The organism is Nocardioides pymetrozini, assembly GCF_046058985.1.
GTDB lineage: Bacteria > Actinomycetota > Actinomycetes > Propionibacteriales > Nocardioidaceae > Nocardioides.
On the sequence record NZ_CP175556.1, the window covers coordinates 2,126,896 to 2,148,251 of the forward strand.

Annotated in this window: 22 protein-coding genes, 1 tRNA gene and 1 pseudogene; 10 read left to right on the forward strand and 14 right to left on the reverse strand. The window is 73.0% G+C overall.

Features of this window, described 5'->3' with window-relative positions:
- Nucleotide 1: 1 nt before the first annotated feature.
- Nucleotides 2-844, reverse strand: coding sequence for an undecaprenyl-diphosphate phosphatase (locus ACJ5H2_RS10405; protein ID WP_408899488.1), 843 nt, complete (start codon nt 842-844; stop codon nt 2-4).
- Between the two features lie 97 nt (nt 845-941).
- Between ACJ5H2_RS10405 and ACJ5H2_RS10410 the strand changes: the two genes are divergently transcribed.
- Entirely contained in the window at nt 942-1,895 is a 954-nt protein-coding gene (locus ACJ5H2_RS10410) for an aldo/keto reductase (RefSeq protein WP_408899489.1), read from the forward strand.
- On the forward strand, nt 1,892-2,137 hold the full coding sequence (locus tag ACJ5H2_RS10415) for a DUF5703 family protein (protein ID WP_408899490.1): 246 nt from the start codon (nt 1,892-1,894) through the stop codon (nt 2,135-2,137). The genes ACJ5H2_RS10410 and ACJ5H2_RS10415 overlap by 4 nt, the downstream gene beginning before the upstream one ends.
- An 82-nt stretch (nt 2,138-2,219) precedes the next feature.
- Here ACJ5H2_RS10415 and ACJ5H2_RS10420 read toward each other — a convergent pair whose 3' ends face one another.
- Nucleotides 2,220-3,557, reverse strand: coding sequence for a M20/M25/M40 family metallo-hydrolase (locus tag ACJ5H2_RS10420; protein WP_408899491.1), 1,338 nt, complete (start codon nt 3,555-3,557; stop codon nt 2,220-2,222).
- Nucleotides 3,558-3,598: 41 nt separating this feature from the next.
- Between ACJ5H2_RS10420 and ACJ5H2_RS10425 the strand changes: the two genes are divergently transcribed.
- Nucleotides 3,599-4,288: a hypothetical protein gene (locus ACJ5H2_RS10425; RefSeq protein WP_408899492.1), complete on the forward strand. Its 690-nt coding sequence runs from the start codon at nt 3,599-3,601 to the stop codon at nt 4,286-4,288.
- Between the two features lie 3 nt (nt 4,289-4,291).
- Here ACJ5H2_RS10425 and ACJ5H2_RS10430 read toward each other — a convergent pair whose 3' ends face one another.
- Together ACJ5H2_RS10430 and ACJ5H2_RS10435 are read right to left on the reverse strand one after the other, a co-directional pair.
- The gene (locus tag ACJ5H2_RS10430; protein WP_408899493.1) at nt 4,292-5,986 is read right to left on the reverse strand and encodes a GMC oxidoreductase; all 1,695 of its coding nucleotides are present in this window, start codon (nt 5,984-5,986) and stop codon (nt 4,292-4,294) included.
- The gene (locus ACJ5H2_RS10435) at nt 5,983-7,455 is read right to left on the reverse strand and encodes a flavin-containing monooxygenase (protein WP_408899494.1); all 1,473 of its coding nucleotides are present in this window, start codon (nt 7,453-7,455) and stop codon (nt 5,983-5,985) included. The genes ACJ5H2_RS10430 and ACJ5H2_RS10435 overlap by 4 nt, the downstream gene beginning before the upstream one ends.
- 82 nt (nt 7,456-7,537) lie before the next feature.
- Here ACJ5H2_RS10435 and ACJ5H2_RS10440 point away from each other — a divergent pair, with 82 nt between their 5' ends.
- Nucleotides 7,538-8,521 carry an AraC family transcriptional regulator ligand-binding domain-containing protein gene (locus ACJ5H2_RS10440; RefSeq protein WP_408899495.1) on the forward strand — a complete coding sequence of 328 codons (984 nt, stop codon included), beginning with the start codon at nt 7,538-7,540 and terminating at the stop codon, nt 8,519-8,521.
- Between the two features lie 65 nt (nt 8,522-8,586).
- On the opposite strand, the gene ACJ5H2_RS10445 is transcribed toward ACJ5H2_RS10440, so the two are convergent.
- The 6 genes and pseudogenes from ACJ5H2_RS10445 to ACJ5H2_RS10470 all read right to left on the reverse strand — a co-directional run bounded on the left by ACJ5H2_RS10445 (nt 8,587) and on the right by ACJ5H2_RS10470 (nt 13,794).
- The gene (locus tag ACJ5H2_RS10445; RefSeq protein ID WP_408899620.1) at nt 8,587-9,111 is read right to left on the reverse strand and encodes an ABC transporter ATP-binding protein; all 525 of its coding nucleotides are present in this window, start codon (nt 9,109-9,111) and stop codon (nt 8,587-8,589) included.
- A 43-nt stretch (nt 9,112-9,154) separates the two neighbouring features.
- Nucleotides 9,155-9,358: pseudogene (locus ACJ5H2_RS10450) on the reverse strand (ATP-binding cassette domain-containing protein); the annotation flags it as partial.
- A 269-nt stretch (nt 9,359-9,627) separates the two neighbouring features.
- On the reverse strand, nt 9,628-10,872 hold the full coding sequence (locus ACJ5H2_RS10455) for an MFS transporter (RefSeq protein ID WP_408899496.1): 1,245 nt from the start codon (nt 10,870-10,872) through the stop codon (nt 9,628-9,630).
- Complete coding sequence (locus ACJ5H2_RS10460) at nt 10,869-11,885, reverse strand: ABC transporter substrate-binding protein (protein WP_408899497.1); 1,017 nt, start codon at nt 11,883-11,885, stop codon at nt 10,869-10,871. Before ACJ5H2_RS10460 ends, ACJ5H2_RS10455 begins: the two co-directional genes overlap by 4 nt.
- A gap of 53 nt (nt 11,886-11,938) precedes the next feature.
- Nucleotides 11,939-12,733, reverse strand: a complete 795-nt coding sequence (locus tag ACJ5H2_RS10465) for an ABC transporter ATP-binding protein (protein ID WP_408899498.1) — start codon at nt 12,731-12,733, stop codon at nt 11,939-11,941.
- The gene (locus ACJ5H2_RS10470) at nt 12,730-13,794 is read right to left on the reverse strand and encodes a FecCD family ABC transporter permease (RefSeq protein ID WP_408899499.1); all 1,065 of its coding nucleotides are present in this window, start codon (nt 13,792-13,794) and stop codon (nt 12,730-12,732) included. Before ACJ5H2_RS10470 ends, ACJ5H2_RS10465 begins: the two co-directional genes overlap by 4 nt.
- Before the next feature lie 116 nt (nt 13,795-13,910).
- On the opposite strand from ACJ5H2_RS10470, the gene ACJ5H2_RS10475 reads away from it, so the two are divergent.
- Nucleotides 13,911-15,215 carry a hemolysin family protein gene (locus ACJ5H2_RS10475; RefSeq protein ID WP_408899500.1) on the forward strand — a complete coding sequence of 435 codons (1,305 nt, stop codon included), beginning with the start codon at nt 13,911-13,913 and terminating at the stop codon, nt 15,213-15,215.
- Nucleotides 15,216-15,258: 43 nt separating this feature from the next.
- On the opposite strand, the gene ACJ5H2_RS10480 is transcribed toward ACJ5H2_RS10475, so the two are convergent.
- A tRNA-Leu gene (locus tag ACJ5H2_RS10480) sits at nt 15,259-15,344 on the reverse strand.
- A 120-nt stretch (nt 15,345-15,464) separates the two neighbouring features.
- Here ACJ5H2_RS10480 and ACJ5H2_RS10485 point away from each other — a divergent pair.
- Genes ACJ5H2_RS10485 through ACJ5H2_RS10500 form a run of 4 tightly spaced genes read left to right on the forward strand, consistent with a single transcriptional unit; the run spans nt 15,465 to nt 16,810 of the window.
- The gene (locus ACJ5H2_RS10485; protein ID WP_408899501.1) at nt 15,465-15,587 is read left to right on the forward strand and encodes a hypothetical protein; all 123 of its coding nucleotides are present in this window, start codon (nt 15,465-15,467) and stop codon (nt 15,585-15,587) included.
- Between the two features lie 27 nt (nt 15,588-15,614).
- Nucleotides 15,615-15,875 (forward strand): hypothetical protein, encoded by a 261-nt coding sequence (locus ACJ5H2_RS10490; RefSeq protein WP_408899502.1) that lies wholly within the window; start codon nt 15,615-15,617, stop codon nt 15,873-15,875.
- Nucleotides 15,876-15,897: 22 nt separating this feature from the next.
- Nucleotides 15,898-16,173 carry a Fe-S cluster assembly protein HesB gene (locus tag ACJ5H2_RS10495; protein WP_408899503.1) on the forward strand — a complete coding sequence of 92 codons (276 nt, stop codon included), beginning with the start codon at nt 15,898-15,900 and terminating at the stop codon, nt 16,171-16,173.
- A gap of 43 nt (nt 16,174-16,216) precedes the next feature.
- Nucleotides 16,217-16,810 (forward strand): LysR family transcriptional regulator substrate-binding protein, encoded by a 594-nt coding sequence (locus ACJ5H2_RS10500; protein WP_408899504.1) that lies wholly within the window; start codon nt 16,217-16,219, stop codon nt 16,808-16,810.
- Between the two features lie 127 nt (nt 16,811-16,937).
- Here ACJ5H2_RS10500 and ACJ5H2_RS10505 read toward each other — a convergent pair whose 3' ends face one another.
- The gene (locus tag ACJ5H2_RS10505) at nt 16,938-17,495 is read right to left on the reverse strand and encodes a nucleosidase (RefSeq protein WP_408899505.1); all 558 of its coding nucleotides are present in this window, start codon (nt 17,493-17,495) and stop codon (nt 16,938-16,940) included.
- 43 nt (nt 17,496-17,538) lie between these two features.
- Here ACJ5H2_RS10505 and ACJ5H2_RS10510 point away from each other — a divergent pair, with 43 nt between their 5' ends.
- The gene (locus tag ACJ5H2_RS10510; protein WP_408899506.1) at nt 17,539-18,582 is read left to right on the forward strand and encodes a galactokinase; all 1,044 of its coding nucleotides are present in this window, start codon (nt 17,539-17,541) and stop codon (nt 18,580-18,582) included.
- A gap of 165 nt (nt 18,583-18,747) precedes the next feature.
- Here ACJ5H2_RS10510 and ACJ5H2_RS10515 read toward each other — a convergent pair whose 3' ends face one another.
- Nucleotides 18,748-19,965: an acyl-CoA dehydrogenase family protein gene (locus ACJ5H2_RS10515; protein ID WP_408899507.1), complete on the reverse strand. Its 1,218-nt coding sequence runs from the start codon at nt 19,963-19,965 to the stop codon at nt 18,748-18,750.
- Nucleotides 19,965-21,335 carry an acyl-CoA dehydrogenase family protein gene (locus ACJ5H2_RS10520; RefSeq protein ID WP_408899508.1) on the reverse strand — a complete coding sequence of 457 codons (1,371 nt, stop codon included), beginning with the start codon at nt 21,333-21,335 and terminating at the stop codon, nt 19,965-19,967. Before ACJ5H2_RS10520 ends, ACJ5H2_RS10515 begins: the two co-directional genes overlap by 1 nt.
- Between the last annotated feature and the right edge of the window lie 21 nt (nt 21,336-21,356).

Here is a 21,356-nt window from a genome sequence, read left to right on the forward strand (position 1 = left end):
ATCAGGCGCTCAGCACCCCGGCGCCGAGGAGCGCCAGCACGGCCGCGCCGAGCACCACCCGGTAGACGACGAACGGCGTGTACGAACGGGTGCTGACGTAGCGCAGCAGCCAGGCGATGGCGGCGTACCCGACCACGAAGGAGATGACCGTGGCGGTGATCGTGGGCCCCCAGCCGTAGTCGGCCTCGCCGGGGTGGGCGACGCCGACGTCGCCGATCTCCTTGAGCTCGAAGAGCCCGGCACCGACGACGGCGGGGATGGCGAGCAGGAAGGCGAAGCGGGTGGCGGCCTCGCGCTCGTAGCCGAGGAAGCGGCCCATGGACAGGGTCGCGCCGGAGCGGGAGACCCCGGGGATCAGCGCCATCGCCTGGGCGCCGCCCATCAGCAGGGCGTCGCGGAGGGTCATCTGCTTGATGACCCGCTCGTTCCTGCCGATCCGGTCGGCGAGGCCGAGGACCAGGCCGAGCGCGATCAGGGTGCACCCGATGATCCACAGGTTGCGGAAGTCGCGCTCGATGACGTCCTTGAGGAGCACGCCGAGGACCACGATGGGCAGCGAGCCGACGATGATGTACCAGCCCATCCGCGCGTCGAGGGCGCCGCGGTACTCCGGCTTGAAGAGCGACAGCACCCACGCCCGGGCGATCCGCCAGATGTCCTTGCGGAAGTAGACCAGGACCGCCAGCTCGGTGCCGATCTGGATGACCGCCGTGAACGCCGCGCCCGGGTCGCCCCAGCCGAACAGCTCCGGGAAGATCCGCAGGTGCGCGCTGCTGGAGATCGGGAGGAACTCGGTCAGTCCCTGGAGCACGCCGAGGAACACTGCCTGCAGGAAGTCCGCCACGACGCGCCATCCTAGGGAGTCGCCGGTGACCCTCCACATCTGCCCGCATCGGCGTGCCCGGCACCTGCGGCTCGGTGGGACGGATACCTTGTGCCCCATGCAGCAGCGGTACGTCGGCGCCAGCGGCCTCCAGGTGTCGCGCCTCGCCCTCGGCACGATGACGTGGGGCAAGGACACCGACGAGCACGAGGCGCGCGACCAGCTCGCGGCGTTCGTCGAGGCCGGCGGGACGACGGTCGACACCGCGGCCGGGTACACCGACGGTCGCTCGGAGGCGCTGCTCGGCTCCCTCCTGGGCGATGTCGTCCGCCGCGACGAGCTCGTGCTGGCCACGAAGGCCGGGATCTGGCGCCGGGGGTCCGAGCGCCGCACCGACACCTCCCGCAGCGCGATGCTGCGCGGCCTGGACACCTCGTTGAAGCGGCTCGGCACCGACCACGTCGACCTGTGGCAGGTCCACATCTGGAACGACGAGGTCCCGCTCGAGGAGACCCTGGGCGCCCTCGACCTCGCGGTGTCGAGCGGCCGGGCGACGTACGTCGGCATCTCCAACTTCAACGGCTGGCAGACCGCCCGAGCGGTCACCCTCCAGGAGGCGGCCGCGGGCCGGGCGCGGATCGCCGCGACCCAGATGGAGTACTCCCTGGTCAACCGCCGCATCGAGCGGGAGGTGCTGCCGGCGGTCGAGGCGCTCGGACTCGGCCTGCTCCCCTGGTCGCCGCTGGGGCGCGGCGTGCTCACGGGCAAGTACCGCAGTGGCACGCCCTCCGACTCCCGCGCGGCGTCGCCGGTGTTCGCAGGCTTCGTCGACGCCTATCTCGACGACCACAGCCGCGGCATCGTCGAGGCGGTCGCGCGCGCGGCCGACGGCCTGGGCTGGTCACCGCTCGAGGTGGCCCTGGTCTGGGTCCGCGACGCCCCCGGGGTCACGGCGCCGATCGTCGGCGCCCGGACCGCCGCGCAGCTGACGGTCGCCCTGGGCTCGGAGGAGAAGGTGCTGCCCCCGGAGATCCGGGCAGCTCTCGACGATGTGTCCGGAGGTGCGACATGAGCGAGCCCGCCAACGTCTCCCTGATCCGTCCGGGCGTCATGCGCGGACTCGGCCGTGGCGTCGAGTGGGAGTTCGACCGAGTGACCTTCGACCGGGAGTTCTCGCGCAACATGGTCGCCCGGCTGCTCGTCGAGCGGGCCGAGCACGGCGGCTGGGAGCTCGACCGGGTGCAGATCGGCCCCGATGGACGGCGGCGTGTGGTGCTGCGGCGCAAGATCATCCGGGCGGTGCGGACCGCCTGAGGGCATGCGGTTTGGGACCAAACCGCACCATTTCGGGCTTCGGAGATGCGGTTCGTGCCCAAACGCGGACCTCCGGCCCGGACTAGGCCTGGTCGAGGAAGCGGTCCATCACCCGCGCCCCGAACTCCAGCGCCTCGACGGGGACCCGCTCGTCGACGCCGTGGAAGAGCGCGGTGAAGTCGAGGTCGGCGGGCAGGCGCAGCGGCGCGAACCCGAACGAGCGCATGCCGAGCTTGGTGAAGTGCTTGGCGTCGGTCCCGCCGCTCATGAGGTACGGCGCGACGAGGGCTTCGGGGTCCTCGGCGAGCAGGCTGCGGGTCATCGCGTCGACCAGGGCACCGTCGTACGACGTCTCCCAGGGCGGCTGGTTGGAGACGAAGTCGATGTCGACGCCGTCGCCGGCGAGCTGCGCGAGCGTGGCGAAGAACTCGTCCTCGTAGCCGGGCAGGAACCGACCGTCCACATGGGCGGTCGCGTCGGTGGGGATGACGTTGACCTTGTAGCCGGCCTCCAGCATCGTCGGGTTGGTCGAGTTGCGCAGGACCGCGCCGAGCATGCGCGCCGCGTCGCCGAACTCCTCGACCAGCCGGGGGGCGTTCTCGGGAGTCGCCTCGACACCGGCGAGCTCGCCGACCGTCGCCAGCAGGGTGCGCATGGTCGGCGTCAGCCGGACGGGCCAGTCGTGGGCGCCGATCCGAGCGACGGCGGCGGCCAGCCGGGTCACGGCGTTGTCGTCGTTGAGCATCGAGCCGTGCCCCGCGCGCCCGCGGGCGCTCAGGCGCATCCAGGCCATGCCCTTCTCGGCCGCCTCGATGAGGTAGAGACGCCGGCCACGGACGGTCGTGCTGAAGCCGCCCACCTCGCCGACCGCCTCGGTGCAGCCCTCGAACCACTCGCGGTGGTGCTCGACCAGCAGCTGTGCCCCCTCGTGGCCGCCGGCCTCCTCGTCGGCGGTGAAGCAGAGCACGACCTCCCGCTCGGGCGCGCGGCCGGCGCGCTGCCGCGCGCGGACCACCGAGAGCAGCATCGCGTCGAAGTCCTTCATGTCCACGGCACCCCGCCCCCAGACGTAGCCGTCCTGGACCTCGCCGCTGAACGGGTGGACCGCCCAGTCCTCCGCCGCCGCCGGTACGACGTCGAGGTGGCCGTGCAGCAGGAGTGCGCCGCGCTCGGCGCTGGCCGGGGAGCCGTCGCCGCCCCAACGGGCGACGACGTTCGCGCGGCCGGGCCTGGTCTCGATGACCTCGGCGGCGATCCCTACCTCGTCGAGCAGTGCGGCCACGTGCTCGGCGGCCTTCCGCTCGCCGGCACTCTCGCCGCCGCCGTAGTTGGAGGTGTCGATCCGGATCAGGTCGCGGCACAGCTCGACGACCTCGGCGGCGACGTCGGGGCTCGAGGCGGGGGTCGCGGATTCGGCCATGTCGCCATCGTCGCACGCCGTCCGCGGCTAGCGTGCGGACCGTGGCTCCTCCCGACTGGAAGCGGTACACCCCCGACGAGACCCCGGACCCGGATGGCCCCGCGGGGGCCGCGCCGGCGCCCTACCGGCCGCCGCAGCCGCCGCGGAAGGTGCGCTCGCTCGAGGAGCGCACGGTCCGGCGGCGCGGCGTGCACCCCGCCGGCGCGCTCATCGCCGGCGTCGGCGTACTGGCTGCGGTGGGCCTGCCGGTCCTCCTCGCCGTCGGCGGCGGTGAGGACCCGCCCGGCGCGGGCGAGCCGCAGACCGACCGGGGCTTCGACGCGCTGGTGGCGGCGCTGCGGGAGGAGCGCGGGTCGACGCTCGTCCGCCGCGCGGTCGTCTACCCGGAGTACGCCAGCGTCACCGCGCCGTACCGGCCCGACGACCCCGCCGACGAGCGCGAGCTCAGCTACTACTGGGACGGTGACCTGGACGAGCCGACCAAGGGCACCAGCGACGACGAGTCGTTCGACCTGGCGGACGTCGACAGCGCGGTCCTCGCCGGGCTGTGCCCGCAGGTCGAGCGGCTCGTGGAGGACCCCGAGACGTGCTACCTGATCATCGACAGCCCGCCCGCCGGAGACGAGACGCCCGCCTGGATCTCTGCCTACGCCAGCAACGAGTTCAACCAGACGGCGTACGTCGAGTTCGGCCTCGACGGCGCCGTGGTCGAGGAGCACCCGCCGTCGTAGGCCTCACTCCCCCGCCACCGGCGCCCCGACCCGGTAGGCCCCCGGGGCATCGGCCGGCACGACCGGTCGCCGCGGCGCCACCGGCGCGACGCGGCGGTACGCCGAGCCCGCCGCCGGGCGTGGGTCCGGCTCGCCGCGGTTCGGCCACATGGCCACGGCGCGCTCCGCCATGGCCGTGATGGTGAGCGAGGGGTTGACGCCGAGGTTGGCCGCCACGGTCGAGCCGTCGATGACGTGGAGGCCGTCGTACCCGTGCAGCCGGTGGTAGGGGTCGACGACGCCCTCGTCGGCGGTCTGCCCGATCGGGCAGCCGCCGATCAGGTGCCCGGTCGCCGGGACGTTGACCAGGTCCGCCCAGGTGCCGCCCGGGATTCCGTCGACCTCCGCCGCCACCCTGCGCGCCACCTCGTGGCCCTGCGGGATCCACACCGGGTTCGCGGCGCCGGTGCCCTGACGGGTCGTCATCGTCCGTCCCCACGGCCGGCGTCGCAGGTACGTCGTCAGGGAGTTGTCGAGGCTCTGCATCACCAGCAGCACGATGGTCTGCTCGGACCAGCCCCGCGGGTCGTGCAGCCGCGGCAGGTCCCGGCGCTGCCGCCACATCTGCCGCAGCCCGGCGAGCGCCCGGCTGCGGCCGTCGGCCGGCACGTCGGTCAGGCCCGCCATCAGCAGGCCCAGCAGGTTGCTGCCACGGCCGTAGCGCACCGGCTCCACGTGGGTGTGGTCGTCCACGTGCATGGAGGAGGTGATCGCGACGCCGCGCGAGTAGTCGACCGCGTCGCCCCGGGCCCGCACCCCGAGGATCGCCTCCGAGTTGGTGCGGGTCAGCTCCCCGAGGCGGGGCGACACGCGGGGCAGGCTGCCGCCGTCGCGCAGCCGGTGCAGCAGCCGCTGGGTGCCCAGGGAGGCGGCAGCGAAGACGACCTGGTCGGCGGTGAAGGTGCGCCGGCCCCGCCGGACCTTGCCCTCGGTGCGGCGCGTCGTGACGGCGTACCCGCCGCCCGGCCGGGGTCGGACGTCGGTGACGGTGGTCATCGGGTGCACCACGGCGCCGGCGGTCTCGGCGAGGTGGAGGTAGTTCTTGACCGTCGTGTTCTTCGCGCCCACCCGGCAGCCGGTCATGCAGGCGCCGCAGTCGGTGCAGGTGGTGCGCGCCGGTCCCACCCCGCCGAAGAAGGGGTCCGCGACGCGCTGCCCGGGACGCTCTCCGAAGAGCACGCCGACCGGGGTCGGCCCGACGGTATGACCGACGCCGAGGTCGTCGGCGACCGCCCGGATCACGACGTCGGACGGCGACGTCCGCGGATAGGGCGTGACGCCGAGCATGCGGCGCGCCTGGTCGTAGTGCGGCGCGAGCTCCTCGGCCCAGTCGGTGATGCCCGCCCAGTGTGGGTCGTCGAAGAACGCCTGGGGCGGCTCGTAGAGGGTGTTGGCGTAGACCAGCGAGCCACCGCCCACCCCCGCGCCGGTGAGCACGAGAACGTCCTTGAGCAGGGTCATCCGGAGCAGCCCGTAGCAGCCGAGCGTCGGGTTGAAGAGGTAGTCGCGCACCTTCCACGACGTGGTGGGGAGCTCGTGGTCGGCGAAGCGGCGGCCCGCCTCGAGCACGCCGACCCGATAGCCCTTCTCCGCGAGCCGGAGGGCAGTGACGCTGCCGCCGAAGCCCGATCCGACCACGAGGACGTCGTAGTGGGTCACCGCGCCGCCTCCGCCAGCACGCGGAAGTCCGTGACGTCGAGGCGCGCGGTGCGGCGCTGGTACTCGCGGACCGTGCCGGGCCAGTTGGTGGTGACCCGGCCGCCGGGCTCGCGGTACCAGCTCGCGCACGAGCTCCACACGCTGTGCGCGAGCCGGCGCTGCATCTCCTCGTCGTACGTCGCGGCGCGCTCCTCGCGCACCTCGAGGGGACCGCGCTCGGCGATGGCACCGACGGCCTGGGCGACATACCGGGCCTGAGCCTCGAGCATGCCGATGATCGAGCTGCCGCCGAGGTTCGTGTTGGGTCCGTAGAGCACGAAGAAGCTCGGGAACCCCGGGACGGTGATGCCCAGGTGCGCCCGGGCCCCTCCGTCCCAGGCGTCGGCGAGGAGGCGGCCGCCGCGTCCGCGGATCTCCATCGGCGCGAGGAACTCGGTGGCCGCGAACCCGGTGCCCAGGATGACCACGTCGGCCGGGTGCAGCACGCCGTCTGCCGTCCGCACGCCGGTCGACTCGACCGACGCGATCCGGTCGGTCACGACGTCGACGTGGCGCCGAGTGAGCGCGGGATACCAGTCGTTGGAGAAGAGCAGGCGCTTGCAGCCGAGCGGGTAGTCGGGGACCAGCTGCGCGCGCAGCTCGGGGTCGCGCACCTGGTGGTGCAGGTGCAGCTGCCAGGCCCTCCGCAGCGCGCCGGCGAGCCGGCCATCCGAGTCGAGCGTGCGGTTGAGCTGCTCGGAGAGGTGGAAGACGCCGCTGCGGGTGAGCTGATGCAGGCGGGCGTGCCGTGCGAAGCGGTGCTGCTGGCGCGCGGAGTAGGTGCCGTCGGGCTTCGGGACGACGTACGGAGCGGAGCGCTGGAACACCGTCATCGCCGCGACCCGGTCCACGATCGCGGGCACGAACTGGATCGCGCTCGCACCGGTGCCCACGACGGCGACCCGCCTGCCCTCCAGGGCGACGTCGTGGTCCCAGGCGGCCGAGTGGAAGACCGGGCCGTCGAAGCGCTCGAGACCGGGGAGGTCGGGGATCGCGGGCCGGGAGAGCTGGCCGACGGCGGAGACGAGCACATCGGCCGTCAGCCGCGCGCCGTCGCGCAGCTCCACCGTCCAGCGTCGCTCGCTGTCGTCCCACCGGGCGCCGGTGACCTCGGCGCTCGGACGCACCAGGTCGCGCAGCCCACTGCGCCGGGCGTGCTCGCGGATGTAGTCGAGGATCTCGGGCTGCCGGGCGTAGCGGTGGGACCAGTCGTGCTTGCGCGCGAACGACCACGAGTACAGCACCGAGGGGACGTCACAGGCGGCGCCGGGATAGGTGTTGTCGCGCCACACGCCGCCGATGTCGTCCGCGCGCTCGAGGACGGTGATGTCGCGGTAGCCCGCCTCGCGGAGGTGGTGGGCGGCGGAGAGTCCGCCGAAGCCGGCGCCGACGACGATGACCGATGGTCGGGCAGGTGCTCGCGGGGTCATGACCGCACGCTAGGAGCCGACGGCGGTGGGGTGCCAGGGACCTCCGGCCAGCCGATCCACAATTCCGGCCATAATGGCGGCCATGGAGCCCACGTCGCCCTCGGTCGAGCCGGGGGCGCCTGCTGCCTTCGAGCCTCCGGCCGCCCGGTCCTGGCGCTTCTCCCGGCATGTGGCCGGGACCGCGCTGCTCGTCGCGGTCGGCAGCGAGCACGGCGTCGCTGTGCCCGCGCTGCTGGGGGGAACCGGGCTGGGGCCGCGCGATCTCGCCGACCCGCAGCGCGAGGTGACCGCCGAGCAGGAGCTGCGGGTGGTGCGCAACCTCCTGGCCGCGGCCCCGGAGGTCACCGGGGCCCGGGTCGGTGCGGCGTACCACGCCTCGACGTTCGGACCGCTGGGCTTCGCCTTGCTGAGCAGTCCCACCTTGGGCGAGGCCGCCAACCTGGCGCTCCGCTTCATCGACCTCAGCTTCACCTTCACCATCCCGTCGGCCCGCCGCGAGCAGGACGAGGTCGTCGTCGCGGTCGACGACCGCGGCGTGCCCGAGGACGTCCGGCAGTTCCTGGTGGAGCGCGACCTGACCGCGATCTGGACGGTGCTGCGCGAGATCTGCGGGAGCGGCGCAGGTCCGGCCGACGGCTGGGGCGGCTCGGGGACGTCCTTCCGCTTCGCCAGCCGCTGGCTCGACCATCCGCTCCCCCAGGCCAATACCCACGCGTGTGCCCTCGCCGAGGCGCTGTGCCGCGACCTGGTCTCGCCGCGCCGCGGTCGCCACGGCATCACCGAGCAGGTACGGATCCTCGTCGCCCAGCATCTCGAGCGCGGCGCGCCCATGGCGGACGTCGCCGCGGGCCTCGGGCTGAGCGAGCGCTCCCTTCGTCGCCGCCTCGCCGAGGCCCAGACGAGCTACCGAGTCGTCCTCGACGACGTCCGGTCGGGGATTGCCGACCAGCTGCTCGCGGAGGGGCTCCTGCTGGACGACGTCGCGCGACGGCTGGGCTACGCCGAGGCCTCGAGCCTGGTCGTGGCGCACCGGCGTTGGACCGGGCGGACCCCGCGGCAGGCTTGAGGCCCGCCGCGACCGCACGCCGCCGTGCGGAGCGGCTCGCAGTCCGCCGCAGGGTCGGCAGCGCCTCATCCTCGAGCCGGAGGCCCCCCGTCGGATCGGTCCGTCACGGCGGTCACCTTGTTGGTGCCGACCGCGACCGCCGCCGCCCCGATCAGCGCCAGCGCCACGACGCCGATGACCGACGACGCGAGCGCCTCCCACGGGAACAGCCCGGCGAACTCGTCGCGTGGGTCGTGGGTGGCGATGAGGGCCACCGCTCCCGTCGACCGCGCGATGTCGACGATCAGTGCGACGACGCGGTCCCGGTTGTCCTGGTCGAGCGCTCCCGTGGGCTCGTCGGCGAGCAGCAGGCCGGGGCGGTGATGCAGCGCCCTGGCCACGGCCACCCGCTGCCGCTCTCCGCCTGACAGGTCGCTGGGCCAGGAGTCTCGGCGGGACTCCAGACCCACCTCGCTCAACGTCTCACGCGCACGCGCACGGTACTCGCGCGCCTCTCGTCCCAGGAGCCTTCCGGGCAGCTCCGCGTTCTCGACGACGGTCAGCTCGGGCAGGAGGTCGCTGTCCTGGAACACCATCCCGATCCTGCGCAGAGCAGAAGTCGTCCCACTCCCGGGGCCGCAGGGAGCTGACGGTCTCGTCGTGGAGGCGGATCACGCCGGTGCAGGCCACCAACCCTGCCACGGCGTTGAGAAAGCTCGTCTTTCCCGACCCCGAGGGGCCCATGATGGCAGCGGTTCGCCCCGGCTGGACACTGATCGAGGTGTCCTCGAAGAGGCGACGACCACCCACGGCGAGCCCGAGGCCGGTCACGTCGAGACCCGCCGTGGGTGTCGTCATCTCAGCGCCCCTTTCTCAGGGGTAGTTGGATCCGTGGAAGCCCGTGCAGGCGTCCGGCCAGTTGTTGATGATCTCGCACGTCTGGAGGGTGTCGATGGTACCGATGTCCGGGGGTTCCACTGCTGGTCGCAGCCGGCATCCCCACCGTCCGACTCACTCTCCTGAGCACCCCGTGCATCGCGCGCGTCGCCGCGGTCGTCGGCCTCCATGATCGTCAGTGGACCCCCGCGTACCGTCAAGATCAGCCATTCCAAATCTGTCGTGGACTGTCAGCACGCGCCGAAGTCGCGGCGCCGCAGCCCGGTCGTCGTCGCGAGGAGGACGGTCGCGGCGAGCACCGCGGCGGCACCGGCGAGGGCCGTGGGGACGTCCCGCAGCTCCGCGACGAGACCGGCGGCCACCGCTCCGACCGGGGCACCTCCCCAGGCGATCATGCGGGCTGTGGTGTTGACCCGGGCCTGGAGATGGTCGGGGGTGACCCGTTGGCGCGTCGCGATGCCGTTGAGGACGACGAGGGTGTTCGCGAAGGCCCAGCCCACGAGGAGGACCAGCGCGACGGGGAACGCCGGGACGGCGGCCAGGCCCGCGGTCGTCGGCACGCCGAGCCCCAGGCCGCCGAGCGTCAGCCAGCCGATGGGCACCCGCCGCGAGAGCCACGGGAGTGCGCTCGCGGCGAGGAACCCGCCGGCCGCGACCACGGCGAGCATGACGCCGTACCCCCGGCCGTCGCGGTCGACAGCGAGCCCGGCGTCGGCGAGCACGGCCAGCAGCGCGGTGACGGCACCCCCGGCGACGGAGTTGCCGACGCCGACCAGCGTGAGGTCGCGCACGGTGGGGTGGCGCAGGACGAACCGCAGGCCGTCGACGATGTCGGTCCGCAGCGGAGCCGACCGCTCCCGAGGCGTCAGCGGGCCGAACGGAACGGCGATGAGCATCAGCGTGGCGGTCGCGAGCAGATAGGCCAGCGCGTCGAGGCCGACCGCCGGTGCGGCGCCCAGCCAGGCCACGAGCACGCCGCCCAGCGCGGGAGCGGCGATGGCGACCAGCGTCGTCGTGGTCCAGACCAGGCTGTTGGCCGCGACGATGCGCTCGCGTCCGGCGATCGCGGGCAGCGCCCCGAACGCGGCGGCGTCGAACCACACGAACGAGCTCGCGACCACGACGGCCACGGCGAGGAGGTGCCCGACCGTCAGCAGCCCGGTCGCGTGGGCGACCGGGACGCTGGCGAGCGCGAGTGCCGAGACCAGCTGGGCGGCGACCATCAGCCTGCGCCGCGACACGCGGTCCGCGACGGCGCCCGCGAGCAGTCCGAACACCAGATAGGGCGCCACCTGGCCGGCAGCGACCAGCGCGGTGAGGAACGCCGACCCCGACAGCTGCAGGACCAGCAGAGGCAGGGCGACCCCGGTCACCGCCGAGCCGGCCACCGCGACCACGCGTGCCACCAGGAACAGCAGCAGGGCGCGGTCCTGATGGGGCCGGACCGTCTCGTCGACCGGGGCCACCGCGCTCACCCGTGCAGGCCCTCGGCCACCACCCGTACGCCCTCCACCGACGACAGCGTGCCCGGCTGGACGAAGGTGTCGTCCACGGCGACGAGCCGGCCCTCGCGGACCGCGGCGGTCTCGGCGAAGGTCGAGGTGAGGTAGTCGACCGTCTCCTTCTCGTGCTCCGGGCTGTTGACGGAGAAGACGAACGCCTCGGGGTCTTCCGCGAGCACCGCCTCCGGGCTCACCTCGGCCGAGAAGAAGTCGGAGAACAGGCCGTCGTCGTCGTCGAAGACGCTCACGCCGCCCGCGCGCCGCAGCAGGTCGATCTCGATGGCGCCGCCGATGGCGTAGAGCTTGCCGCCTTCGACGTACACCTGGGCGGCCCGCACCGGTGGAGTGCCGGCCACCGTCGCGGCACTGTCGGCGAGTTCCGCGCGCGCGGTGGACTCGAGCTCGGCGGCGCGCTCCTCGACGCCGAACACCCGGCCCAGGAACTCGAGATCGGTGAAGACGTCCTCCACGCTGCCCTCCGAGCGGCGCTCCACGCAGCCGCCGGCGGCCACATAGCTCGCCGTCCCGAGAGCATCGAGGTCGTCGTACCCCGCGAAGCCCATCTCGGTGTTGAACTCGTACTCCGTGCCGGAGAGGACGAGGTCCGGAGCCTGGGAGATCAGCGTCTCCTTGTCCGGGGGGCTGTCGGCGCTGATCGAGGGGATGGCGTCGACCTCGGCGGCCAGCTCGGGGCTCGGCTCGCCCAGCGTGTGCTGCGCCTGCGCGACCACGCGGTCGCCGACACCCAGCTGGATGAGTAGCTCGGTGATGCTGGGGTGGAGGCTGACGACTCGCTCGGGCGGCGCCGCGACGCGGACCTCCCGCCCGCAGTTGGTGACCTCCACGGGATAGGCGCCGGCGGACGAGCCGGAGGTGTCGCCGCGCTCATCTCCCTGGCTCACGTTGCCGCAGGCGGTCAGGGCCAGGGCCAGCGCGGCGAGCGAGGGGACGGTGAAATGCCGGGATCGGCGGACGGTACGGGACATGGGTGGGGCTCCTTGCTGTCGGTCTTCTCAGGCGTCGTGGGTGGGGTGGGTCGTTAGGGCGCGGTGGGTGGGTGCGCACGGCGCGAGACCGCGACGAGGGGGCGGCGGGTGCGGGGATGGGTCAGCACGTCGCAGGCGACGCCGTACACGTCCTCGACCCGGGCGGGGGTGAGCACCTCCTCCGGCCGGCCCTGGGCGACGACCCGCCCCGCGGCCAGGAGCGCGATGCGGTCGCAGTAGGTGGCCGCGAGAGTCAGGTCGTGGAGGGCGACGACGCAGGTGAGCCCGAGGGAGGTGACCAGCTCGAGGAGGTCGAGCTGGTGGCTGACGTCGAGGTGGTTCGTGGGCTCGTCCAGCAGCAGCACCTCCGGCTCCTGGCACAGAGCACGGGCGAGCAGCACCCGCTGACGTTCTCCTCCCGACAGCGTGGGGAAGGAGCGCTCCGCCAGTTCGAGGGCGTCCACGCGGGCCAGGCAGGAGAGGGCCAGGTCCGTCTCGCCGCGCCGCCCCCCGGCCGGTCGCCGGTGAGGGATGCGTCCGAGGAGCACGACCTCGAGGACGGACAGCTCGAGGTCGACGGCGTGGTCCTGCGTGAGCACGGCGCAGCGCTGTGCCAGCCGCCGCGGTCGTGTGGTCGCGACGTCGAGCCCCGCCGTGCGGACGGTGCCGGCGTGCGAGCGCACCACGCCGTACGCCGTGCGGAGCACGGTCGACTTGCCGCTCCCGTTCGGGCCGAGCAGTCCCACCGTCTCGCCGTGGCCGGCCTGCAGCGTGACTCCGCGCAGGACCGGTGTACCGCCGAGGTCGACGTCGATGTCGCGGAGCTCGACAGCGGGTCCGTGGCTCATGCGACGCCCCCGACCGGGCGGCGGCGCAGGAGCCAGAGGAAGAAGGGCGCTCCCACGAGCGCGGTCACGACGCCGACGGGGAGCTCTCGCGGCGCGGCCGCCGTGCGGGCGACCGTGTCCACCACGACCAGGAGGAGCGCGCCGGCGAGCATCGCGACCGGCAGCAGCCTGCGATGGTCGGCGCCGACGAGGAGCCGACACACGTGGGGCACGACCATGCCGACGAAGCCGATCCCGCCGGCGACGGCCACCACGCTGCCGACGAGGACCGACGTCACGAGGAGGGTCTCGACCCGCAGCCGGGAGACATCGACCCCGAGCGAGGTCGCCGTCTCGTCGCCGGTCATGACCGCGTTGAGCTGGTCGACGCGCCACAGCGCGTAGGCGGCACCGCCGGCGAGCGCGAGCGCGGGAAGCGGAAGCGTGGCCCAGTCGGCCGAGGAGATGCTGCCGAGGAGGAAGAACAGGATGCTGGGCAGCTTCCCGTGCTCGGCGGTGACGGTCAGCCAGCTGGTGAGTGCGCTGAACAGATAGGACAGCGCGACCCCGGCCAGGACCAGCCGCAACGACTCGATCCGGCCGCCGCGCGACGCCAGGGCGTAGACGAGCACCCCGGCGAGCGCCGCCCCGGCGAACGCCGAGCCGGTCACGAAGAGCCCCGGCACGCTGGCGCCCAGGACCAGCCCGATCACCGCGCCGAGCGCCGCGCCCGAGGAGGCGCCCAGCACGTAGGGGTCCGCCAGGGGGTTGCGGATCACTGCCTGCAGGATCGCGCCGACCAGCGCGAGTGCCGCGCCGACGGCCGCTGCCAGCAGCACCCGCGGCGTCCGGAACACCCACACGATGCGGTCCTCGACCAGGCTCCAGGTCGCCGCGTGGTCCCCGGGAAGGAGGTGGGCGCCGAGGATTCGCAGCGTGGTGCCCGGGCGCACCCCGGCCGAGCCGAGCCCGATGCTCACCACGACGGCGAGCGCGAGGGCTGCGGTCAGGGCGGCCAGCACGAGCCAGAAGGGTGGGCCCGTGCGCGATGGACGCAGGGTGCGCGGCAGCGTGGCGGACATGGCGGGAATGATAACCATTCGCATTCCTGCTGTGTGCCGCACCCTAGGATTCCGGCCATGGACGAGTCCCGAAGTCGTTTCCGTTCACCATCGCGGCGCCGGCGAGGTGAACGGGCATGATCGACACCCAGACCTTCGTCAACCTCGGACTCGTGGTCGCCTTCGTCGTGGTCGGCGGGGTCTTCGCGGCCACGGAGCTCGCGCTGGTCTCGCTGCGCGAGACCCAGGTCAGCCAGCTCGCGCAACGGGGCAGCAGGGGCGAGCGCGTGGCCGCCATCGCGCGCGACCCGAACCGCTTCCTGTCCGCTGTGCAGATCGGCGTGACCGTCGCCGGGTTCTTCTCTGCGGCCTACGGGGGCTCGACGCTGGCGCCGGACGTCGCGCCGTACCTGGTCGACCTCGGGCTCGGCGACGACGCTGCCGACACCGTCGCCCTCGTCGTCATGACGCTGCTCATCGCGTACCTCTCGCTCGTCCTCGGCGAGCTGGCCCCCAAGCGTCTCGCGCTGCAGCGCGCTGCCGGGGTGGCCATGCTGACCGGCCCGGTCCTCGACCGGTTCGCGACCCTGATGCGGCCGGTGATCTGGCTGCTGTCCGTGTCGACCAACGGGCTCGTCCGGCTGCTCGGCGGCGACCCGCAGGCGACATCGGAGGAGGTCACGCGGGAGGAGCTGCGGGAGATCGTGGCCAGCAACGAGGGCCTCGGCGCGGAGGAGCGCAGGATCCTCGGCGACGTGTTCGGCGCGACCCGCAGCAACCTCAAGGAGGTCATGCGCCCCCGCGGTGACGTCTCGTTCATCCGCGGGACCATGCCGCTGGCCGACGCCGGTGCCTGGGTCGCCGACCAGCCCTACTCCCGCTATCCGGTGATCGGTGAGGACTTCGACGACATCACCGGCTTCGTGCACGTCCGCGACCTGCTCGCCCCGAACGCGCCGGACGGCACCGTGGCCGACGTCCAGCGCGACGTGCTGCACCTTCCGGGCACCAACAAGGTGCTCCCCACCGTCGTCCTCCTGCGCAAGGAGGGCACCCACCTGGCGATCGTCGTGGACGAGTTCGGCGGCACCGACGGCATCGTCACGCTCGAGGACCTGGTCGAGGAGATCGTCGGGGACATCCGCGACGAGTACGACGAGGAGCCGGCCTCGCCTCCCGCCACCCGGATGGGCGGCCCGAGCGGGCCCACCGTCGTCGCCGGCGGCCTGACCATCGAGGACGTGGCCGAGCGGACCGGGGTGGTCATCCCGGACGGGGACTACGAGACGGTGGCCGGCTACGTGCTCACCCGGCTCGGCCGGGTGGCCGACGCGGGCGACGAGGTCACGCTCGGCGAGGCGGTCCTGCGGGTCGTCGCCGTCGACGGCCGGCGGATCACGCAGGTCGAGGTCACTTCCCCGCCGGCGACCGGAGCGAGCTGAGAACGAGAGAGGCCCCGGGGGCTCCCGGGGCCTCTCTCATCTGTGTCCGAGGGGGGACTTGAACCCCCACGCCCTAATACGGGCACTAGCACCTCAAGCTAGCGCGTCTGCCAATTCCGCCACCCGGACGAGTGCGGAGAAACCGTAGCAAAGGCCGGGCCCAGACACCGCATCGGCACCCTCTTTTCCCGTCCGCTCATGACCTCCCGGGTCATGGTCCGGTGCCGAGCTCCCGCGGACGATGAGGCCATGACTGCGAACAGCCTCGACGTTCTCGCCTGGGGTCGGATCGGCCTGGGGATCGCGTCCCTGGCGGCGCCGACGGCGACCGGCCGGCTCTTCGGCATCGCCCCGACCCCGGAGACGGGCTAGCTGACCCGCATCTACGGCGCCCGGGCGGTGGCGCTCGGCGCGGCGTACCTGCTGGCGGATCCCGGCGAGCGCGACCGTCTCCACCTGCTGTCTCTGGGCGTGGACCTCTCCGACACGGCGACCGGCTTGGGGCACCTCGTGCGCCGCGACGGCAGGCCGCGGGCGATGGCGCTGGTGACCGCGCTGACCGGTGGCTACGCGGCGGTGGGCGCGGGGCGTGCGGTACGCCGACACGCCCGGCGCCTTGAACCGTCGGGACGCACCTGCAACGGTGGGAAAGGTCTCTGACCTCGAACCGAGAAGGCAAGCCATGCTCACCCTCACCGAGAACGCCTGCACGATCGTCAAGCAGATGACCGACGCCCCCGACGTACCCGACTCCGCGGGACTGCGCATCACCCAGGCCGAGGCCGGCTTCGCCGTGTCCGCGGCCGAGCAGGCCCAGCCGGGCGACCAGGTCGTCGAGCAGGACGGCGCGACCGTGTACCTCGACCAGGGCGCCGCCGACCAGCTCGACGCGATGGTGCTCGACGCCGGCATCGACGACACGGGCACGCTCCAGTTCGGCCTCATGGCCCAGGCCTAGCCGCGATCTAGGACCGACGGCGGCACTCTGGGATCGTGGGCGCATGCAGGACCTGCGCATCGCCTTCGCTCCCGGAGTGACCCCCGACAAGTGGGCCCGTGTCTGGCGCGAGCGGAACCCGCGGGTCCGGCTCCACCTGGTGCCGGTCGACGAGGGCCTCGGCCGGACGGCGCTCGACGACGGCCTCGCCGACATGGCCCTGGTGCGGCTGCCCGTCGACCTGGACGCGCCGGCGCCGCTGCACTGCGTGCGCCTGTACGACGAGGTGCCGGTCGTGGTCGCGAGCCGTGACCACTTCGTGGCGGCCTCCGACCCGGAGGTGCCGATCCCCGTGGCGGACCTCGCCGACGAGCAGCTGGTGCTCCCCCACCCGTCCGGCTGGACCCCGACCGCCGAGCAGCTCCCGTTCCCCGAGATGACGGTCAAGGACGCCATCGAGGTGACCGCCTCCGGCACCGGCATCGTGATCGTCCCCATGTCCGTCGCCCGGCTGCACCACCGCAAGGACGTCGTCCAGCGCCCGGTGGAGCTCGACCCGACGACCGTCGCTCTCGTCTGGCTGCGGGACGCCGACAGCCCGGTGCATCAGGACTTCGTGGGCGTCGTCCGCGGACGACGGTCCAGCAGCAGTCGCTAGCCAGCGACTGCCGGCTGGCGGTTGTGTCGGACCCCTGAGCTGTGATGGGTGTGGCGCGATCCCCACGGGGCCCACTGCCTGGTCGACGCCGCCGGAAGCCGCCGCATCATCCGCGACGCTGCCTGAGTCACCCGAGCCGAGTCGCCGCCCACTCCCCCAGGATCCGTGCGCTCCGGTCCACCAGCGCGACCCACTCCAGCGCGCCCTCGTCGGCGTTGTCGGAGACGTGCTTGACCAGGCGGACCGGAAGGCCGAACTCCCGGGCGACGTACGCGACGGCGTAGCCCTCCATGTCGACCAGCTGTGCCTGCGCGGCGAGGCGGGTCCGGACGGCTGGGTCGGTCACGAACACGTCGCCGCTTGCGAGGACGGTCTCCCCCGTGCCGACGACGATCCGCTCGCGCGGGTCGTAGCCGAGCGCACGGATGGCGTCGGCGTTGATGTCGTGGTTGACGACCGTGCCGACCTCGTAGAGGCCGTGCTCGGCGCCGAGGCCGTCGTGGAGGCCGCCGGCCGTGCCGAGGTTGACCACCTCGAGGTCGGCCAGGTCCCCGCGGCCCGCGAGATGCCGGGCGAGCGCCGTCGCCGCGGCGGTCTTGCCGATGCCGGTGACCAGGACCTCGATCCCGGCGGGCACGTGGGCCGCCTCGGCGCGGGTGGCGGCGACGACGAGAGGACGAGGCACGGCGCTCACCCTAGTGCGCCGGTGGACCCGGCAGGATGGCGCCGTGCCCTCCCCCTCGCCCTCCCCCTCGCCGTCCACCGTCGCCGTCGGGCGCGCACCCGGCCGCGTGAACCTCATCGGCGAGCACACCGACTACAACGGCGGCCTCTGCCTGCCGTTCGCGGTCGACCTCGCGACGACCGCGACGGTACGCCGCCGCGACGACGACCGCCTGGTGATGAGGAGCCGCGAGGCCCCCGCGGGAGACGAGCAGTGGACGGCGTACGTCGTCGGGGTGGTGGCCGAGCTGCGGCGCCTCGGCTGGGACGTGCCCGGCCTCGACGTCGATGTGACGTCCACGGTGCCCCTCGGAGGCGGGCTCTCCAGCTCGGCGGCGCTGGAGTGCGCGGTCGCGACCGCGGTCGCGGGGCTGCTGGGGCAGGCGCTCGATGGTGCCACCCGGCGCGAGGTCGCCGAGGCCTGTCGTCGCGCGGAGACCGAGCACGTCGGTGCCCCGACCGGCGGCATGGACCAGCTGGCCGCGATGCTCGGGGCGGACGGCCACGCCCTCCTCGTCGACTTCGCCGACCGCGACCGGCCGCAGGTCACTCCCGTCCCCCTGCCGGTGTCCCGGGACGGTCTCGCCCTCCTCGTCACCGACACCGGTGTGCGCCACGTCCTCGCCGACGGCGACGGCGGCTACGCCCAGCGGCGCCGGGAGTGCGCGGCCGGCCATCCCCGGCGCCTGCGCCACGTGACGCGCGAGAACGAGCGGGTCCGCGCCGCCGTCGAGGCGATCGACGCCCGCGCGTGGCCGCGTCTGGGCGACCTGATGACCGCCTCGCACGGCTCGCTGCGCGACGACTACGAGGTCTCGGTGGACCGCCTCGACGTCGTCGTCGACGCCGCGATCGGCGCGGGCGCGCTGGGATCGCGGATGACCGGCGGCGGCTTCGGTGGCTGCACGATCACGCTGGTCGCGGAGAAGCGGCTCGGTGTCGTCCGCGACGCGGTCGACGCGGCGTACCGCGCCCGGGACTGGGCCGCGCCGGGCCACCATGTCGTTCAGCCGGGGCGCGGTGCGGAGGTGCTCAGCGCGGTCGAGTAGGGCGGGTTCACCTCGGTGGTCGTTGCGGTTTGGGACCAAACCGCAACGATTTCGGCGGGTCACGTGCGGTTTGTGCCCAAAGGCAACGCGTTCCACCCCCGTACGACGGACCGGGCCCGCCCCCGCGCGACGGCGAGGACGGGCCCGGTCGCGGACCTGGTCAGCTCACTTGAGCTCGGCGCTCGACAGCCCGAGGACCCGCCGGGCGACGATGAGCTGCTGGATCTGCTGGGTGCCCTCGAAGATGTCGAGGATCTTGGAGTCGCGCGCCCACTTCTCGAGGAGCTCCTCCTCGCTGTAGCCGACCGAGGCGCACAGCTCGACGCAGGACAAGGTCACGTCGGAGCCGACGCGGCCGGCCTTCGCCTTCGCCATCGAGGCCTCGAGCGAGTTGGGCTTGCGGTTGTCGGCCATCCAGGCCGCCTGGAGGGTGAGCAGGCGCCCGGCCTCCCAGTCGGCCTCCAGCTGCAGGAACCGCGCGGCCGCCGCGTGCTGCAGGATCGCCGGGCGGTCGTAGTCGACCTCGATCCCGGCCTCCTTGAGCAGGTCGCGGGTCAGGTCGAGGGAGGCGCGAGCGCACCCCACGGCCATCGCGGCCACCAGCGGGCGGGTGTTGTCGAAGGTCGCCATCGCGCCGGCGAAGCCCTGCTCGACGTTGATCTCCGGCGAGCCGAGGAGGTTCTCCTTCGGCACCCGCGCGTCGGTGAAGGTGATGACGGCGGTGTCGGAGGCACGGATGCCGAGCTTCTCCTCCAGCCGCTCGACCTTCACCCCCGGCGTGCCCTTCTCCACGACGAACGACTTGATCGCCGCACGGCCGAGGGACTTGTCGAGGGTCGCCCACACGACGATGCAGTCGGAGCGCTCGCCGGAGGTGACGAAGATCTTCTCGCCGTTGATCACGTACTCGTCGCCGTCGAGCACCGCGGTGGTGGAGATGGCGGCCGAGTCCGAGCCGAAGTGCGGCTCGGTGATCGCCATCGAGGCCCAGCGGCCCTTGAAGCGCTCGAGCTGCTCGTCGTTGGCGACCGACGCGATCGCGGAGTTGCCGAGGCCCTGGCGCGGCATGGAGAGCAGGAGGCCGGTGTCGCCCCAGCACATCTCCGCGACCGAGGTGACCGAGGCGAGGTTGGCGCCGTTCTTGACCTTGCCCTTGTCCTCGTCGCCGCCGTCACGGCGTACGCCGGTCGCGCCGGCGCCCTCGCTCGCGCCGGACTCGGAGAGCCCGTCGATCATCGCGGCGAGCATGTCGAGCTCCTTGGGATACTCGTGCTCGGCGATGTCGTACTTGCGGGAGATCGGTCGCAGCATGTTCATCGCGACCTGGTGGGCCTGGTCCACCAGCGCCCGGTGCTTCTTCGGAACCTCGAGATTGATGGCCATCAGACGAGCACCGTCCCTTCCATGATGCCGATGGCACGCAGGTCGCGGTACCACCGCTCGACCGGGTGCTCCTTGACGAACCCGTGGCCTCCGAGCAGCTGGACGCCGTCGAGGCCGATCTGCATGCCCTTGTCGGTGCATGCCTTGCGAGCGAGGGCGACCTCGCGCGCGAAGTCCTTGCCGGCAGCGGCGCGGGAGGCCGCCCGGTAGGTCAGCAGGCGCATGCCCTGCAGCTCGATCGCGATGTTGGCGACCATGAAGGCCACCGACTGGCGGTGGGCGATCGGCTCGCCGAAGGCCTCCCGCTCCTTGACGTACGGCGTGACGTAGTCGAGCACGGCCTGGGCGGTGCCGACCGCGAGGGCGCACCACGCCAGGCGCGAGAGGCGCACGCACTCGGTGTAGGTCGACCCGTCCGTCTCCCCGAGCACCGCGTCGGCGGGCACCGTGACGTCGTCGAGGACCAGCTTCGTGAGGGAAGCCGCCCGCACGCCCATGGCGGGGTCGCCCTCGATGGAGAGGCCGTCGGTCGACGACTCGACCAGGAAGAGCACCGGCGTGCCGTCGAGGCTGGCTCCGACGATGAAGAGCTCGGCGCTGTCACCGCGGGCGACCAGGCTCTTGGTGCCGTTGAGGACGTAGCCGTCGGCGGTCCTGCGGGCGGTCGTCGACGGGCTGAGCACGTCGAAGAGCACGGTGGGCTCGTTGAGCGCCAGCGCCGCGGCGGGGACGGTGCCGTCCTCCGCGCTGAACGGCGGGAGGTAGGTCTGCTGCTGCGCGTCGGTGCCCCACAGGCCGATCGCGGTGGCGACCGAGCCCGGCGCGAGCGTAGCGACGGCGAGGCCCATGTCGCCCTTGGCCAGGGCCTCGGCGACCAGCGTCCCGGCCATCGCGGAGCGCTCCTCGGAGACGCCGCCGAGCGCCTCGGGCACGCCCAGGATCGGCAGGCCGATCTCGAGGCTGGCCTTGAGCACGTCGTCGGGAGCCGCGCACGCCTTGTCGGCCGCGGCGGCCGCCGGGCGCACGATCTCCTCGGCGAACTCGGTGACGACGTCGACGAGCATCTGCTCGTCCTCGCCGGGCGTGAGGTCGAAGATCCCGGGCGCCGGGGCGTTGGTCGGGCGGGTGCCCGGCTGTCCGCCCTTGCCGGCCTTGGCGAAGGTCCGGTTGGCGTTGGTCATCGTCTTGAACCCGGTCCGGGTGACCGAGAAGACGGCCTGCTCGGCCGGCTTGCGGAGGCGGACCTTGTCGAGGAGGTCGGTCTGGGCGAGCCGGTTGAGCCCGGCGACGAGATAGCCGATCGGATCGCGGCTCTCGCTGCTCGGAACCCCGTGCTTGCCGCCCGGCTTGAGGTTGCTGATCAGGGACATGGGCCAAATGTAACTGCGAGT

Bases quoted from the DNA above. Each gene is read 5' to 3' on its own strand.
- ACJ5H2_RS10410 (WP_408899489.1), top strand. From the start codon at position 942: ATGCAGCAGCGGTACGTCGGCGCCAGCGGCCTCCAGGTGTCGCGCCTC.
- ACJ5H2_RS10495 (WP_408899503.1), top strand. From the start codon at position 15,898: ATGCTCACCCTCACCGAGAACGCCTGCACGATCGTCAAGCAGATGACC.
- ACJ5H2_RS10475 (WP_408899500.1), top strand. From the start codon at position 13,911: ATGATCGACACCCAGACCTTCGTCAACCTCGGACTCGTGGTCGCCTTC.
- ACJ5H2_RS10460 (WP_408899497.1), bottom strand. From the start codon at position 11,885: ATGTCCCGTACCGTCCGCCGATCCCGGCATTTCACCGTCCCCTCGCTC.
- ACJ5H2_RS10435 (WP_408899494.1), bottom strand. From the start codon at position 7,455: ATGACCCCGCGAGCACCTGCCCGACCATCGGTCATCGTCGTCGGCGCC.
- ACJ5H2_RS10465 (WP_408899498.1), bottom strand. From the start codon at position 12,733: ATGAGCCACGGACCCGCTGTCGAGCTCCGCGACATCGACGTCGACCTC.
- ACJ5H2_RS10500 (WP_408899504.1), top strand. From the start codon at position 16,217: ATGCAGGACCTGCGCATCGCCTTCGCTCCCGGAGTGACCCCCGACAAG.
- ACJ5H2_RS10470 (WP_408899499.1), bottom strand. From the start codon at position 13,794: ATGTCCGCCACGCTGCCGCGCACCCTGCGTCCATCGCGCACGGGCCCA.
- ACJ5H2_RS10440 (WP_408899495.1), top strand. From the start codon at position 7,538: ATGGAGCCCACGTCGCCCTCGGTCGAGCCGGGGGCGCCTGCTGCCTTC.
- ACJ5H2_RS10520 (WP_408899508.1), bottom strand. From the start codon at position 21,335: ATGTCCCTGATCAGCAACCTCAAGCCGGGCGGCAAGCACGGGGTTCCG.
- ACJ5H2_RS10420 (WP_408899491.1), bottom strand. From the start codon at position 3,557: ATGGCCGAATCCGCGACCCCCGCCTCGAGCCCCGACGTCGCCGCCGAG.
- ACJ5H2_RS10415 (WP_408899490.1), top strand. From the start codon at position 1,892: ATGAGCGAGCCCGCCAACGTCTCCCTGATCCGTCCGGGCGTCATGCGC.
- ACJ5H2_RS10485 (WP_408899501.1), top strand. From the start codon at position 15,465: ATGACTGCGAACAGCCTCGACGTTCTCGCCTGGGGTCGGATCGGCCTG.
- ACJ5H2_RS10515 (WP_408899507.1), bottom strand. From the start codon at position 19,965: ATGGCCATCAATCTCGAGGTTCCGAAGAAGCACCGGGCGCTGGTGGAC.